This is a genomic window from Brenneria sp. g21c3 (assembly GCF_040240345.1).
Taxonomy (GTDB): Bacteria; Pseudomonadota; Gammaproteobacteria; order Enterobacterales; family Enterobacteriaceae; genus Brenneria.
In genome coordinates, this window is sequence record NZ_JBEIAB010000023.1 from 12313 (window position 1) to 27060 (window position 14748).

Below are 14748 nucleotides of genomic sequence, written 5' to 3' on the forward strand. Positions count from 1 at the left end.
GTGGCCGATGGCCGGGCGGATAAGATAAATAACGCATGCCGCGAGGGGGGAAATTTTATGGTTTTTCCCGTAGCGTTTCCCAGAACGCGGCGATTAACGGCTCGCTTAACCGCTTTTTCTGCACGCATACGCCCAGGTCCAGCGGTTCCATCGCATTTTCGGCAAAAACCGAGACGCGGTTGCGCACCGGCTCCGGGCTGTTTTCCAGCACCACGTCCGGAATAAGCGCGATGCCGCAGCCCAGCGCCACCATCGATACCATCGCCTCGTGGCCCGATACGGTGGCGTAAATCTGCGGATTGGCGATATGGTGGCGGCGAAACCACAGTTCGATACGTTTTCGTACCGGCCCGTGCTCCGGCAGAATAAACGGGATTTGCGCCCAGTCGGTGTCGGGCTGCTTGACTTGCGCCTGCACCGGGCAGGGCAGCGCCGGGATAATCAGCGATAGCGGAATTTGGCCGATAGGCATAAAGTCCACGCTGGCGGGCAATGTTTCCGGATGTCCGGCGATGCCCAGATCCGCCTCGTTTGATTGCACTTTGTCGACGGCATCGGCGGCGTCGCCGGTGGTGAGTTTAATTTCCACCAGCGGATGCTCCGCGCGAAAACGATCCAGAATCGGCGGTAAGTGGCTGTAGGCGGCGGTGACGGAGCAAAAAATCCGCAGTTCGCCGCTTAATGACGGGCCGCGCTGCCCGATAGCGTGACGTAATTGCTGGTATTGCAGCAGCGTTTGCTGGGCGAACAGCTTCAGACGCTCGCCCGCATCGGTTAGCTGCACGGTGCGGTTATCGCGCTGGAACAGCGTTTGGCCGATCTCATCCTCCAGCCGTTGAATCTGACGCGACAGCGTGGAAGGGCTGATGTGCATCGCTTTGGCCGTGCGGCCAAAATGCCGGCTTTCGGCCAGGTGGAGAAATAATTTGAGATCACGTAAATCCATGCGATGCGAGCCTCGTTTTTATCTTGCAGATATTGCAATATGACGTTGTTAATATATCAATTTAAGCAACACATTTCCTGTCATATGATGAGTGCCATAATGGTTTCCCATCTGGCGGAAAACCTTTCCCGAATAACAGACAAACAAAACAGTATACGGAGCATGACATGGCTAACTATTTCAACACATTGAACCTGCGTCAGCAGTTGGCGCAATTGGGTCAGTGTCGTTTTATGGGACGTGACGAATTCGCCGATGAAGCGGGCTACCTGAAAGGTAAAAAAGTGGTGATCGTCGGCTGTGGCGCACAGGGCCTGAACCAGGGGTTGAACATGCGCGATTCCGGTCTGGATATCGCTTATGCGCTGCGTCAGGAAGCGATTGCCGAGAAGCGCGCATCATGGCGCAAAGCGACCGAAAACGGCTTTACGGTCGGCACCTATGAAGAACTGATCCCGCAGGCGGATTTAGTCGTTAACCTGACGCCGGACAAACAGCACTCGGCCGTGGTCAAGGCCGTTCAGCCGCTGATGAAGCAGGGCGCGGCGCTGGGTTACTCCCACGGTTTCAACATCGTCGAAGTCGGCGAGCAAATCCGTAAAGACATCACCGTGGTGATGGTGGCGCCGAAGTGTCCGGGTACGGAAGTGCGTGAAGAATACAAACGCGGTTTCGGCGTGCCGACGTTGATCGCCGTTCACCCGGAAAACGATCCGCAGGGCGAAGGCATGGCTATCGCCAAAGCCTGGGCGGCGGCGACCGGCGGTCACCGCGCCGGCGTGCTGCAATCCTCTTTCGTGGCGGAAGTGAAGTCCGACCTGATGGGCGAACAGACCATCCTGTGCGGCATGTTGCAGGCGGGTTCTCTGTTGTGCTTCGACAAACTGGTCGCCGACGGCGCCGATGCGGCCTATGCGGAAAAACTGGTTCAGTTCGGTTGGGAAACCGTGACCGAAGCGCTGAAACAGGGCGGCATCACGCTGATGATGGATCGCCTGTCCAACCCGGCCAAGCTGCGCGCCTATGCGCTGTCCGAACAACTGAAATCCATCATGGCGCCGCTGTTCCAGAAACATATGGACGACATCATTTCGGGTGAATTCTCCAGCGGCATGATGGCCGACTGGGCGAACGACGACGTTAAATTGCTGACCTGGCGTGAAGAAACCGGCAAAACCGCATTCGAAAATGCGCCGCAGTTTGACGGTAAAATCGCCGAGCAGGAATACTATGATAACGGCGTATTGATGATCGCGATGGTGAAAGCCGGGGTTGAGCTGGCGTTTGAAACCATGGTGAGTTCCGGCATCATTGAAGAGTCCGCTTACTATGAATCGCTGCACGAACTGCCGCTGATTGCGAATACTATCGCGCGTAAGCGTCTGTATGAAATGAACGTGGTTATCTCGGATACGGCTGAATACGGCAACTACCTGTTTGCCAACGCGGCGGTGCCGTTGCTGAAAGAGAAATTCATGTCTTCCCTGCAACCGGGCGATTTGGGTAAATCCATCGCAACGACGGAAGTGGATAACGCGCAGCTGCGTGATGTGAATGAAGCTATCCGCAACCACCCGATCGAAGCGGTCGGCCGTAAACTGCGCGGCTATATGACCGATATGAAACGTATCGCCGTCGCCGGCTAAGTTTCCCCCTCGGCTCAATACGTCAAGGCACCGCGTTCGCGGTGCCTTTTTGTTGTCTATAGAAAATAAGAAACGGGCGCGACGAACCGCGCCCGGCGGCGGATCAGGCTTCCTTGACGGATCTGAATTCCGTTTCCGCCTTATGGAATCGTTCGGTTATCGTGTTTGACGGCGCTTTTCCCAACAGGCTCACCACAAAGATGGTCAGGCAGTTGAACAGGAAGCCGGGGATAATTTCATACAATCCCAGCCAGCCGTAATGTTTCCAGATAAGCACGGTGGCCGCGCCGATGATCATGCCGAGCAGCGCGCCGTTACGCGTCATGCGCGGCCATAGCAGCGAGATCAGAATAACCGGACCAAAGGCGGCGCCGAAACCGGCCCAGGCATAGCTGACCAGCCCCAGCACGCGATTTTCCGGGTTGGCCGACAGGGCGATGGCGACAGCGGCCACCAGCAGCACCATGGCGCGCCCGACCCACACCAGCTCTTGCTGGCTGGCGTTTTTACGCAGGAAGGGTTTGTACAAATCCTCGGTGATGGCGCTGGAGCACACCAGCAACTGGCAGCTCAGGGTGCTCATCACCGCCGCCAGAATCGCCGACAGCAATACGCCGGCAATCCACGGGTTGAATAACAGCATCGAGAGTTCAATAAACACCCGTTCGCTGTTGTGTGCGACGCTGCCCGCCTGTTCTGGATTGTTGCTAAAATAGGCGATGCCGAAGAATCCCACGGTCACCGCGCCGGCCAGACACAGAACCATCCAGGTCATGCTGATGCGTCTGGCGTTGTGGATGGTGTGGTGAGAGTCGGCCGCCATAAAGCGCGCCAGAATGTGCGGCTGGCCGAAATAACCTAGCCCCCAGCCCATCAGCGAGATTATCGCAATAAAATTCAGACCCTTGAACATATCCAGATTGGCGGGATTTTTCGCTTCGATTACCATCAGCGAGGTATCGATGCCCCCCAGCGCCAGGATCACCATCACCGGCGTCAGGATCAGGGCGAAAATCATCAGGCTGGCCTGCACGGTGTCCGTCCAACTGACGGCGAGAAATCCGCCGATAAAGGTATAAGCGATGGTGGCGGCGGCGCCTGCCCACAGCGCGGCGCCGTAGCTCATATGGAAAGTGCTTTCAAACAGGCGGGCGCCGGCCACCACGCCGGAGGCGCAGTAAATGGTGAAAAAGATCAGAATGACCAGGGCGGAAATCACGCGCAGCAATTTGCTGGTGTCCTCGAAGCGGTGGGTGAAATAGTCCGGCAGCGTCAGCGCGTTGTGGTTGACTTCGGTGTGTACGCGCAAACGGCCGGCCACCCATTTCCAGTTAAGATACGCGCCGATGATCAGACCGATGGCGATCCAGCTTTCGGAAATGCCGGAAATGAAAATCGCCCCCGGCAGCCCCATCAGTAGCCAGCCGCTCATATCCGACGCGCCGGCGGAGAGGGCGGTGACCAGGCTGCCCATGCGGCGTCCGCCCAGAATGTAATCACCGAAGTTGTTGGTCGCCCGGTAAGCGAACAGGCCGATAAGTACCATCCCGAAGATATACACCAGAAAAGTCACCAGCATTGGTGTGCTCATTGTCATTCAACTCTCCACTTTCATTATTATTTGTACATGCGCGATGGTGCGATAGACCCTGGTCTTCACGCTGGCGACGTTAAAAATCTCTCCCGAAACTTTTTTATGGCGACGCCACTTTTCGAGTGCCTTGAAAGCGGCTGCGACATGCTGGGAATAGCGCTGTCGATCTCCAGCTAAATTGAAGCGGGAGAGATTATGCCGCAATCTCAGGAAGAAAAAACCTATCAAGCGTCCCTGAGGCTCACTAGGCAGGTCGCGTCCCGGCGTTCGTCGCCCTGTCGGCGCGATTTTCGGCGGCGCGCGGCGGGCTGGAAAGAGAGTGAGCCTGGGCGGACAGAAGCGAGAAGAGAAGCAAGTGGCTTCAATGTTTGCAGCAAAGCATCGCGATATCGTGTCGCCTCCCCCTGTCAGGGGAAGGCGGGGAAAGGAAGTCTAATTACGGTATAACACTTTAATGAGGTGATAGCCGAACTGGGTCTTCACCGGTCCGAAAGGTTTCAACAATTCGCAGGAAAATACCGCTTTATCAAAAGCGGGGACCATATCGCCCTTACGGAATTCGCCTAAATCGCCGCCGTTGCGCTTTGACGGGCAGGTTGAGTATTTCTGCGCCATTTTCTGAAAATCGGCGCCTTGTTCCAACTGCGCCAGGATATCGTTGGCCTGTTGTTCGGTATCCACCAGAATATGGAGTGCTGCTGCGGTATTTGCCATTTTATTACCTTTTTACGTATTCCCTTCGTCATCCAAATCGCCGGCGTTTATTTTCCTGCAACCTGAAATCGATTGGGGAGAGATGCCTGCGTGCAATGTAACATCTGCAACGCAGGATGTGGATCGCGGCGTACATCTTTGAAGCGAAATCGCCGATCAAGATCGCCGCCGCTTTCTGCTACAATCGCCCCCTGTTTTATGATTGAGTCTTGCCGTTATGCGTCTAAACCCCAGCCAACAACACGCCGTCGAATTTGTTACTGGTCCCTGTCTGGTACTGGCGGGCGCCGGTTCGGGCAAGACGCGCGTCATTACCAATAAAATCGCCCACCTGATCCGCCAATGCGGCTATCAGCCTCGCCACATCGCCGCCGTGACCTTTACCAACAAAGCCGCTCGCGAGATGAAGGAACGCGTGTCTCATACCCTGGGGCGTAAAGAAACCCGTGGGCTGACGATCGCCACCTTTCATACGCTGGGGCTGGAAATCATCAAGCGGGAATATGCGGCGCTGGGCATGAAAGCCAATTTCTCGCTGTTTGACGATCAGGACCAGATGGCGCTGCTGAAAGAGCTGACCGAGCAGTGGCTGGAGAATGACAAGACGCTGTTGCAGCAGTTGACGTCGACGATCTCAAACTGGAAGAACGATCTTATCGATCCCGCCGGCGCGGCGGCGGCGGCGCGTTCCGAGCGCGACCAGCTGTTCGCGCACTGCTACGCGCTGTATCACGATCATCTGCGCGCCTGCAACGTGCTGGATTTCGACGATCTGATCCTGCTGCCGACGTTGCTGCTGAAACACAATCAGGAGGTGCGCGAACGCTGGCAGAATCGTCTGCGCTATCTGCTGGTGGACGAATATCAGGACACCAATACCAGCCAGTATGAACTGGTTAAATCGCTGGTGGGCAGCCGCGCCCGTTTTACCGTGGTGGGGGACGACGATCAGTCGATTTATTCCTGGCGCGGCGCGCGACCGCAGAATCTGGTGTTGTTGCAGCAGGATTTCCCCGCTTTGCAGGTCATCAAGCTGGAGCAAAACTACCGTTCCTCCGGGCGTATTCTGAAAGCCGCCAATATCCTGATAGCCAATAATCCGCACGTGTTTGAAAAGCGCCTGTTTTCCGAGCTGGGCTATGGCGATGAATTAAAAATCATCACCGCCAACAATGAGGATCACGAAGCCGAACGGGTGGTGGGCGAACTGATTGCGCACCATTTTATCAATAAGACCCAGTATGGCGACTACGCCATCCTGTACCGCGGTAATCATCAGTCGCGCCTGTTTGAAAAAATGCTGATGCAGAACCGTATCCCTTATCGCATTTCCGGCGGCACCTCGTTCTTCTCGCGTCCTGAGATCAAGGATCTGCTGGCCTATCTGCGCGTGTTGACCAACCCGGATGACGACAGCGCCTTTTTGCGTATCGTCAACACGCCCAAGCGTGAAATCGGCCCAGCCACGCTGAAGAAACTGGGAGAATGGGCTAATCAGCGCAATAAAAGCTTGTTCAACGCCAGCTTTGATTTAGGGTTAAGTCAGTCGCTGACCGGGCGAGGCCTGGAGTCTTTGCAGCGGTTTACCCAGTGGGTGGCGGAGGTCGCCCGTTTGGCCGAACGCGAGCCGGTCGCCGCGGTGCGGGATTTGATCCACGGGCTGGATTACGAAAGCTGGCTATATGAGACCTCGCCCAGCCTAAAAGCCGCCGAAATGCGGATGAAAAACGTCAATCAGCTTTTTAGCTGGATGACGGAAATGCTGGAAGGCTCGGATCTGGATGAACCGATGACCCTGACTCAGGTGGTCACGCGTTTTACCCTGCGGGATATGATGGAGCGCGGGGAAAATGAAGAAGAGCTGGATCAGGTGCAACTGATGACGCTGCACGCGTCGAAAGGCCTGGAGTTCCCCTATGTCTTTTTAGTGGGCATGGAGGAAGGACTGTTGCCGCACCAAAGCAGCATCGATGAAGAGAATGTCGATGAGGAACGCCGTCTGGCCTATGTCGGCATTACCCGCGCGCAGCGCGAGCTGACCTTTACCCTGTGCAGAGAGCGGCGTCAGTACGGCGAACTGATGCGTCCGGAACCCAGCCGTTTCCTACTGGAGTTGCCGCAGGATGACGTCATTTGGGAAACCGAGCGCAAAGTGGTGAGCGCGCAGGAACGGATGCAGAAAGGGCAGGGGCATCTGGCGAATATTCGCGCCCAGTTGGCTAAAGCCAAAGAAAGCAAGTAATCCTCAATCCGCCGCCTTGACGGCGACAGATACGCTGGAAAAGAAAACTAAGACGGGCGGCCGAGGGCGTCGCCCGAAAAAGATTACAGCGTGTTTTCTTTGAGGATTAATGGCCAGTGAACATAGCTTTGCCAGCGGCTTTCCAGTTCCAGATTTTCCGCCCTTAGCGGATGCCGCGCCAGCCAGCCGACGGGCAGAATAACGTTTAAGGTCTCTCCTTCGGCTTGCAAACGCACCTCAGGCAGGGTGTCGTCACGACGACGGCTGGCAAAAATAATCGCCAGACGCAGTAAGCGGCATAAACGCTGAGCCTGTATCGCCGGCAGCGCGTTTTGCTGGTTTAACGACGCCAAATCGACCGTATTGCTCTGGTTTTGCAGCAACGTCGCCAATAGTTTCTTTTGAGCGGGGGTAAATCCGGGAAGGTCGCTATTGCGGATCAGGTAGGCGGCATGTTGCGGTGATTGACGAAAATCGATACTCAGTCCAATTTCATGAACCTGACAGGCGTGGTGCAGAAGCTCACGACATCGATTATCCAACTGCCAGCGCCGGGCGACCTGCTGTAGAAAATTATCGGCCAGCGAGCTTACCCGCTTCGCCTGTTCGATATCCAACAGGTAGCGGCGCTGTAAATTGTGCAGCGTGCGGTGACGAATATCCTGTTCAACCGGCAAATGCAGCATGCCGTACACCAAACCTTCGCGCAGCGCGCCGCCGGCCAGCGTCATGGTTTTGATATCGAGCTCCTGAAAAATCGCCAGCAGAATGGCGAGCCCGCTGGGGAAAACCAACGCGCGCTCCAGGGTGAGTCCTTCGATTTCAAGTTCTTCCAGTTTACCGCACTGGATGGCATGCCGTTTTAACTGCTGAAGTTTCTCCAGGGTGATATATTCATCCATTCCCTGGGCGACCATGATTTCCTGCAATGCCTGCACGGTGCCGGAAGCGCCGACGCAGATCCGCCATCCCTGTTGACGCAAGTCGTTCGCCACCGAGCGCACCATGTCGCGGGCGGCCTGTTCGGCGCGTTCGAAATTTTCGGCAGCCAGATTACGATCGCTGAAGTAGCGCTCCAGCCAGGTTACGCACCCCATCGGTAAACTGAAAAGCCGGGTAGCCTGCGCGCCGACGCCGGTCGCCAGTTCGGTGCTGCCCCCGCCGATATCGACCACCAGACGCTTTTCCGGTCCGCCGGTGGTATGGGCGACGCCCTGATAGATCAATCTGGCTTCTTCTTCACCGCTGATAACCTGAACCGGTAGTCCCAGTATCCGACTGGCCTGTTGCAGAAATTCGTCGGCATTGGTGGCGAGTCTTAAGGTCGCGGTGGCGACGACCCGCACCTGGTCCCGCGGGATGTCCTGCAACCGTTCGGCAAAAAGTTGCAGGCACTGCCAGCCGCGCTGCATCGCTTCCGGCGATAAGCGATTGTGCTGATCCAGTCCGGCGGCAAGGCGGACTTTGCGCTTTATTTTCGCCAGCGTCTGAATGCTGCCGGCGGTTTCCCGCACCACCAGCATATGAAAGCTGTTGGAGCCGAGATCGATGGCGGCATAGAGTGAAGAAGAACTAAACATGCGCGATTAACCCTGCCGTTTGCGATTAGTGCGCGGCGGCCCGTTACGACGCGGCGCGTTGTTTCTGCGCGTGCCGTTATTGGAACGCGGCGGGCGCGTTAAACGTTTCGGCGCCGGTAAATCGTTAAGCAGGGCATCGCTGTTGTATTTACTGACCGGAATACCATGACCAATATAGGTTTCGATCGCCGGCAGATTCAGCGCATATTCTTCGCAGGCGAGGCTGATGGAGAAACCGCTTTCGCCCGCGCGGCCGGTACGACCGATACGGTGAACATAATCTTCGCAATCATCCGGCAGGTCGTAGTTGAATACGTGCGTGACGGACGGGATATGCAGGCCGCGCGCCGCGACATCGGTCGCCACCAGAATATCCAGATTGCCGTGGGTGAAATCATCCAGAATGCGCAGACGCTTTTTCTGCGCCACGTCGCCGGTTAACAGGCCGACGCGATGGCCGTCGGCGGCCAAATGTCCCCAGATATCTTCACAGCGGTGTTTGGTATTGGCGAAAATAATGCAGCGATCCGGCCACTCTTCCTCAAGCAGGGTCTGCAACAAACGCATTTTTTCTTCATTGGAGGGATAGAACAGCTCTTCTTTAATACGGTGGCCGGTCTTTTGTTCCGGTTCGACCTCAACGTATTCCGCATTGTTCATTTGTTCAAAGGCGAGTTCGCGCACGCGGTAGGAAAGCGTCGCGGAGAACAGCATATTCAGGCGCTGCGTTACCGGCGGCATGCGGCGGAACAGCCAGCGAATATCTTTGATAAAACCGAGATCGTACATGCGATCGGCTTCATCCAGCACCACAACCTGGATCGCGCCCAGATTAATATGGTTTTGCTTGGCGTAGTCGATCAGGCGGCCCGTGGTGCCAACCAGAATATCAACGCCGCTTTCCAGCACTTTAAGCTGTTTGTCATAGCCGTCGCCGCCATAGGCGAGACCGAGTTTTAAGCCGGTCAGACGGGAAAGCGCTTCTGCATCAGAGTGAATTTGCACGGCTAATTCACGCGTCGGCGCCATGATTAACGCGCGCGGTTGATTGATCTGACGCTCTGCGCCGGCCGGGTGCGAAAGCAAATAATGGAAAGTAGACGCGAGAAACGCCAGCGTCTTGCCAGTACCGGTTTGCGCCTGACCCGCTACATCACGTCCTGACAAAGCCAGTGGCAACGTTAACGCCTGAATCGGCGTACAGTTATGAAACCCTTTGCTTTCAAGGGCTTCGATAACCTGCGGGTGCAGGGCGAAGTCGGAAAACTTCTGTTCAGTTAAGTGTGTTTTGCTCATAGTGTGGTAGAATATCAGCTAACTATTACTTTACGAAAGCGTATCCAGTGAAATAAAGTCAACCTTGTTGTTGGTTAATCTACACCAACGAGGTAGATATGCCCTTCATCTTTCAAGTGGCGGGCGTGTTGGCCGCCTTCTCTTACCCCGGTCGCTTGACTTCAGTAAGCGCTTGGCCGCCATCCCCTTGAACCTTGCGACCTATTGGGTATAGACATAATCCTGTGGAGTAAAACATGAGCGATAAAATTATTCACCTGACTGACGGCAGTTTCGATACGGAAGTATTGCAAGCTGAGGGCGTAACCCTGGTTGATTTCTGGGCTGAGTGGTGTGGTCCCTGTAAAATGATCGCTCCTATTCTGGATGAAATTGCTGAAGAGTTCGCCGGTAAGCTGACCGTCGCCAAACTCAATATCGATGAAAACCCGGCCACCGCGCCGAAATACGGCATTCGCGGCATTCCTACGCTGTTGTTGTTCAAAAACGGCGAAGTCGCGGCGACCAAAGTGGGCGCCCTGTCGAAAGGTCAACTGAAAGAGTTCCTGACCGCCAATCTGTAAATTTCTGAGGGCGGCAAGCGGGCAACGAGTAATTCTCATATTCACTGCTTGCCGCCCGTCAGGAAGCGTGCTAGATTCTTCATCACTGCATATCGTACTTACCTATGTTTAAGCCTTTAAGCTTAAGCCTGAAAGTTAGAGTCTAAAGCATTACTCTGTGTCAAAATCGGAAAGTCATTGATTTATAAAAATGTTCGTCATCTGGTTTGGGCAATCTAATAGTTTTAAAATAATTGGTTTTATGTGCTTTCGATCCCTTGCTATCGTTTTGTGCAGAGTCCGCACGTCTTAAGTGTGAGACAAAACGAGCACTCGGTGATTGGAGGTTGTTATAGAGGCATGGATGACCCTGCCATACCATTCACGTTAATAGTTCGAGATTTACCCCGAGTTTAAGAACCCACCATTATGAATCTTACCGAATTAAAGAATACGCCAGTATCTGAGTTAATTACTCTTGGCGAAAATATGGGGCTGGAAAACCTGGCCCGCATGCGCAAACAGGATATTATTTTCGCTATCCTGAAGCAGCATGCGAAAAGCGGCGAAGACATTTTCGGCGATGGCGTGCTGGAAATATTGCAGGATGGATTTGGTTTCCTCCGTTCAGCAGACAGTTCCTACCTCGCCGGTCCCGATGATATCTACGTTTCTCCCAGCCAAATCCGCCGCTTCAACCTTCGTACCGGTGACACCATCGCGGGGAAAATTCGTCCCCCGAAGGAAGGCGAACGCTATTTCGCCCTGTTGAAAGTCAACGAAGTCAACTACGACAAACCCGAGAACGCCCGCAGCAAAATCCTGTTTGAAAACCTGACGCCATTGCATGCGAACTCCCGCCTGCGTATGGAGCGCGGTAATGGTTCAACGGAAGATTTAACCGCGCGCGTACTGGATCTGGCCTCGCCGATCGGCCGTGGTCAGCGTGGTCTGATCGTGGCGCCGCCGAAAGCGGGTAAAACCATGCTGTTGCAGAACATCGCCCAGAGCATCGCCTATAATCATCCCGACTGTGTGCTGATGGTGCTGCTGATTGACGAACGTCCTGAAGAAGTGACCGAGATGCAGCGTCTGGTTAAAGGCGAAGTGGTCGCGTCTACCTTTGATGAGCCGGCTTCCCGCCATGTTCAGGTCGCCGAGATGGTGATTGAAAAGGCGAAGCGCCTGGTCGAGCATAAGAAAGACGTCATCATTCTGCTGGACTCCATCACACGTTTGGCTCGCGCCTATAACACCGTCGTCCCGTCATCCGGTAAAGTGCTGACGGGTGGTGTGGACGCCAATGCCCTGCATCGTCCCAAACGTTTCTTCGGCGCGGCGCGTAACGTTGAAGAAGGCGGCAGTTTGACTATCATTGCAACGGCGTTGGTTGATACCGGCTCCAAGATGGACGAAGTGATTTACGAAGAGTTCAAAGGCACCGGTAACATGGAGCTGCATCTCGCACGTAAAATTGCTGAAAAACGCGTATTCCCGGCGATCGACTACAACCGCTCCGGTACGCGTAAAGAAGAATTGCTCACCACCTCTGAAGAACTGCAGAAGATGTGGATCTTGCGTAAAATTATCCACCCGATGGGCGAGATTGACGCGATGGAGTTCCTGATTAACAAGTTGGCGATGACCAAAACCAACGATGAATTCTTCGATATGATGAAGCGTTCATAAATCACGGATGAACTCGGGGAACGCCACGCTGGGTCGTGGCGTTTTTTTATGTGCAATTTTATCAGCCCGCTGGATTTCAATGCGGCCGTTACTCTGCTGCACATTGAAGGGTAATGGGAATAAAATGATTAGCCGACGCGCTAATCGTATAAATAGCGTTTTTTGATCTATGCCCGACTGATGGCCGGGAGTAACCGACGTCTCGACGGCGAGCGGGCGCCTGCCAATGCGGCGGACAGGATTAAGGCGTAGACCGGACATATATTAAGCAGCCTCAGCCAGGCCAAGAAGCTGTGAACGGTGAATTTACTCACGATGAGTACTGAATTATTAATTATTTTTCTGTTTTCTCTGGGCTTCCTGTTTGTTGCTCGTCAGGTGGCGAGGATCGTCGGGCTTGTTGATCGCCCCAACTATCGCAAACGGCATCACGGACTGATTCCTCTGGTTGGCGGTATCTCGGTGTACGCCGGGATTTGCTTTACTTTCCTGTTAACCGATCAATATATCCCCAATTTTCGGCTTTATCTGTTTTGCGCCGGCGTGCTGGTGTTCGTCGGCGCGCTGGATGACCGCTTTGATATCAGCGTGAAAATCCGCGCCGTCGTGCAGGCCTGCGTCGCCATTATCATGATGGCGTTCGCCGGTCTGACGTTACAAAGTTTCGGGCATATTTTGGGGCCGTGGCAGATGCAGCTGGGGCCGTTTGGTTATCTGGTGACGCTGTTCGCCGTCTGGGCCGCGATCAACGCATTCAACATGGTCGACGGCATTGACGGACTGCTGGGCGGATTGTCCTGCGTTTCCTTTGGCGCGATGGGCGTCCTGCTGTATCTGAGCGGGCATGCCAATCTGGCGCTATGGTGCTTTGCCATGATCGCCGCCGTCATTCCTTATATCCTGCTTAACCTCGGCGTTTTCGGCAAACGTTATAAAGTTTTTATGGGGGATGCGGGCAGCACCATGATCGGCTTCACCGCGATCTGGATCCTGATTCAAACCACGCAGGGACCTCAGCATCCGATCAATCCGGTCACGGCGCTGTGGGTTATCGCTATTCCTCTGATTGATATGATTGCGATCATGTATCGTCGTCTGCGTAAAGGGCTGAGTCCGTTTTCACCCGATCGCCAGCATATTCACCATTTAATGATGCGCGCGGGTTTTACTTCCCGGCAGGTTTTTGTTCTTATTACGCTGGCGGCGGCGTTGCTGGCCGCGTTCGGCGTGCTGGGGGAATATCTCTCATTTGTGCCGGAATGGGCTATGTTGGCATTGTTCTTGCTCGTCTTCTTGCTGTATGGCTACTGCCTGAAGCGCGCGTGGCGAGTGGCGCGTTTTATCAAACGCATCAAGCGACGCATACGCGCCGATGAGAAAAAGTAGCGGTCTTGACCAAATAACGTTGGGGAAGTAATGAAATCAGAGAACCTATCCACCGGTAATGCGTCAGTCGACAATGAGCTGGATGTCCGCGGTTTGTTTCGCACGCTATGGCGCGGCAAGGTCTGGATCCTGTCTATTGCCTGCTTGTTTAGCGTTATTGCGCTACTCTATTCTTATCTGGCGAAGCAGGAATGGAGCGCGACGGCGATTACCGATAGGCCGACGGTCAACATGTTGGGCGGATACTATTCGCAGCAGCAGTTCCTGCGCAATCTGGACGCCAAATCCTTTTCGGCTCCGCAGCCGGAGCTGCCGGCCATCTCTTCGGTGGCTTATGATGAGTTCATCATGCAGCTGGCGGCCTACGATACCCGCCGCGATTTCTGGTTGCAGAGCGATTATTATAAACAGCGTCAGGAAGGGGACGCCAAAGCGGACTCCGCCCTGCTGGATGAACTGGCGAGCAATATTCAGTTTACGCCGCATGATGACGCCAAGAAGACCAATGACGGCGTAAAACTGGTGGCGGAAACGTCGGCGGATGCCAATAGGTTGCTGCGCCAGTATGTTGAATTCGCCAGCCGGCGCGCCGCCAGCCATCTTAATGAAGAGATTAACGGCGCATGGGCGGCCAGAACCATTTTCATAAAATCGCAGATTAAGCGTCAGGAAGCGGTGGCGAAAGCCATTTATGAACGTGAAATCCGCAGCGTCGAACTGGCGCTGAAAATTGCGCAGCAACAGGGTATCGGCCGTAGTCAAACGGATACGCCGGCGGATGAGCTGCCGGCATCCGAAATGTTTTTGCTGGGAAGACCGATGCTTCAGGCGCGCCTGGAGTCATTGCAGTCCAGCGGCCCACACTATGATATCGATTACGATCAGAATCGCGCCATGCTGGCCACCCTGGATGTAGGACCAACACTCGACGCCAATTTCCAGACCTACCGTTATTTGCGTACGCCGGAGGAGCCGGTCAGACGCGATAGTCCGCGCCGGGCATTCCTGATGGTGATGTGGGGCGCTATCGGCGCGTTAGTGGGGGCGGGTGTTGCTTTGGTTCGTCGTCCACGCTGATCCGTGCGCGGGTCAGCGTCCGATGCGCAGTAAGTC

At 54.8% G+C, this 14748-nt stretch carries 11 protein-coding genes; 6 read left to right on the plus strand and 5 right to left on the minus strand.

Annotated features, from left to right (window positions below; translation table 11 throughout):
- Positions 1-55: 55 nt before the first annotated feature.
- On the minus strand, positions 56-946 hold the full coding sequence (gene ilvY / locus ABRZ28_RS21840; protein ID WP_319606224.1) for an HTH-type transcriptional activator IlvY: 891 nt from the start codon (positions 944-946) through the stop codon (positions 56-58).
- Positions 947-1113: 167 nt separating this feature from the next.
- On the opposite strand from ilvY, the gene ilvC reads away from it, so the two are divergent.
- Complete coding sequence (gene ilvC / locus ABRZ28_RS21845) at positions 1114-2592, plus strand: ketol-acid reductoisomerase (protein WP_319606225.1); 1479 nt, start codon at positions 1114-1116, stop codon at positions 2590-2592.
- Between the two features lie 103 nt (positions 2593-2695).
- Here ilvC and putP read toward each other — a convergent pair whose 3' ends face one another.
- Positions 2696-4189, minus strand: a complete 1494-nt coding sequence (gene putP / locus ABRZ28_RS21850; protein WP_319606226.1) for a sodium/proline symporter PutP — start codon at positions 4187-4189, stop codon at positions 2696-2698.
- Positions 4190-4618: 429 nt separating this feature from the next.
- Positions 4619-4900 carry a peptidylprolyl isomerase PpiC gene (gene ppiC / locus ABRZ28_RS21855; protein WP_319606227.1) on the minus strand — a complete coding sequence of 94 codons (282 nt, stop codon included), beginning with the start codon at positions 4898-4900 and terminating at the stop codon, positions 4619-4621.
- A gap of 217 nt (positions 4901-5117) precedes the next feature.
- Between ppiC and rep the strand changes: the two genes are divergently transcribed.
- Entirely contained in the window at positions 5118-7142 is a 2025-nt protein-coding gene (gene rep, locus ABRZ28_RS21860) for a DNA helicase Rep (RefSeq protein ID WP_330521546.1), read from the plus strand.
- An 83-nt stretch (positions 7143-7225) separates the two neighbouring features.
- On the opposite strand, the gene ppx is transcribed toward rep, so the two are convergent.
- Together ppx and rhlB are read right to left on the minus strand one after the other, a co-directional pair.
- On the minus strand, positions 7226-8722 hold the full coding sequence (gene ppx / locus ABRZ28_RS21865) for an exopolyphosphatase (RefSeq protein WP_330521547.1): 1497 nt from the start codon (positions 8720-8722) through the stop codon (positions 7226-7228).
- Between the two features lie 6 nt (positions 8723-8728).
- The gene (gene rhlB / locus ABRZ28_RS21870; RefSeq protein WP_319606230.1) at positions 8729-10018 is read right to left on the minus strand and encodes an ATP-dependent RNA helicase RhlB; all 1290 of its coding nucleotides are present in this window, start codon (positions 10016-10018) and stop codon (positions 8729-8731) included.
- A gap of 236 nt (positions 10019-10254) precedes the next feature.
- Between rhlB and trxA the strand changes: the two genes are divergently transcribed.
- The 4 genes from trxA (at position 10255) to wzzE (ending at position 14712) form a co-directional block, all read left to right on the plus strand.
- Positions 10255-10581, plus strand: a complete 327-nt coding sequence (gene trxA, locus ABRZ28_RS21875) for a thioredoxin TrxA (RefSeq protein ID WP_319606231.1) — start codon at positions 10255-10257, stop codon at positions 10579-10581.
- A 408-nt stretch (positions 10582-10989) separates the two neighbouring features.
- Entirely contained in the window at positions 10990-12249 is a 1260-nt protein-coding gene (rho, locus tag ABRZ28_RS21880; protein WP_319606232.1) for a transcription termination factor Rho, read from the plus strand.
- A gap of 300 nt (positions 12250-12549) precedes the next feature.
- Complete coding sequence (gene wecA / locus ABRZ28_RS21885) at positions 12550-13635, plus strand: UDP-N-acetylglucosamine--undecaprenyl-phosphate N-acetylglucosaminephosphotransferase (protein WP_330521548.1); 1086 nt, start codon at positions 12550-12552, stop codon at positions 13633-13635.
- A 30-nt stretch (positions 13636-13665) separates the two neighbouring features.
- Positions 13666-14712: an ECA polysaccharide chain length modulation protein gene (wzzE, locus tag ABRZ28_RS21890; RefSeq protein WP_319606234.1), complete on the plus strand. Its 1047-nt coding sequence runs from the start codon at positions 13666-13668 to the stop codon at positions 14710-14712.
- Positions 14713-14748 lie beyond the last annotated feature (36 nt).

Coding starts and splice junctions, on each gene's coding strand:
- rho (WP_319606232.1), top strand. CDS start 10,990: ATGAATCTTACCGAATTAAAGAATACGCCAGTATCTGAGTTAATTACT.
- ilvC (WP_319606225.1), top strand. CDS start 1,114: ATGGCTAACTATTTCAACACATTGAACCTGCGTCAGCAGTTGGCGCAA.
- trxA (WP_319606231.1), top strand. CDS start 10,255: ATGAGCGATAAAATTATTCACCTGACTGACGGCAGTTTCGATACGGAA.
- putP (WP_319606226.1), bottom strand. CDS start 4,189: ATGACAATGAGCACACCAATGCTGGTGACTTTTCTGGTGTATATCTTC.
- wzzE (WP_319606234.1), top strand. CDS start 13,666: ATGAAATCAGAGAACCTATCCACCGGTAATGCGTCAGTCGACAATGAG.
- rep (WP_330521546.1), top strand. CDS start 5,118: ATGCGTCTAAACCCCAGCCAACAACACGCCGTCGAATTTGTTACTGGT.
- rhlB (WP_319606230.1), bottom strand. CDS start 10,018: ATGAGCAAAACACACTTAACTGAACAGAAGTTTTCCGACTTCGCCCTG.
- ppiC (WP_319606227.1), bottom strand. CDS start 4,900: ATGGCAAATACCGCAGCAGCACTCCATATTCTGGTGGATACCGAACAA.
- ppx (WP_330521547.1), bottom strand. CDS start 8,722: ATGTTTAGTTCTTCTTCACTCTATGCCGCCATCGATCTCGGCTCCAAC.
- ilvY (WP_319606224.1), bottom strand. CDS start 946: ATGGATTTACGTGATCTCAAATTATTTCTCCACCTGGCCGAAAGCCGG.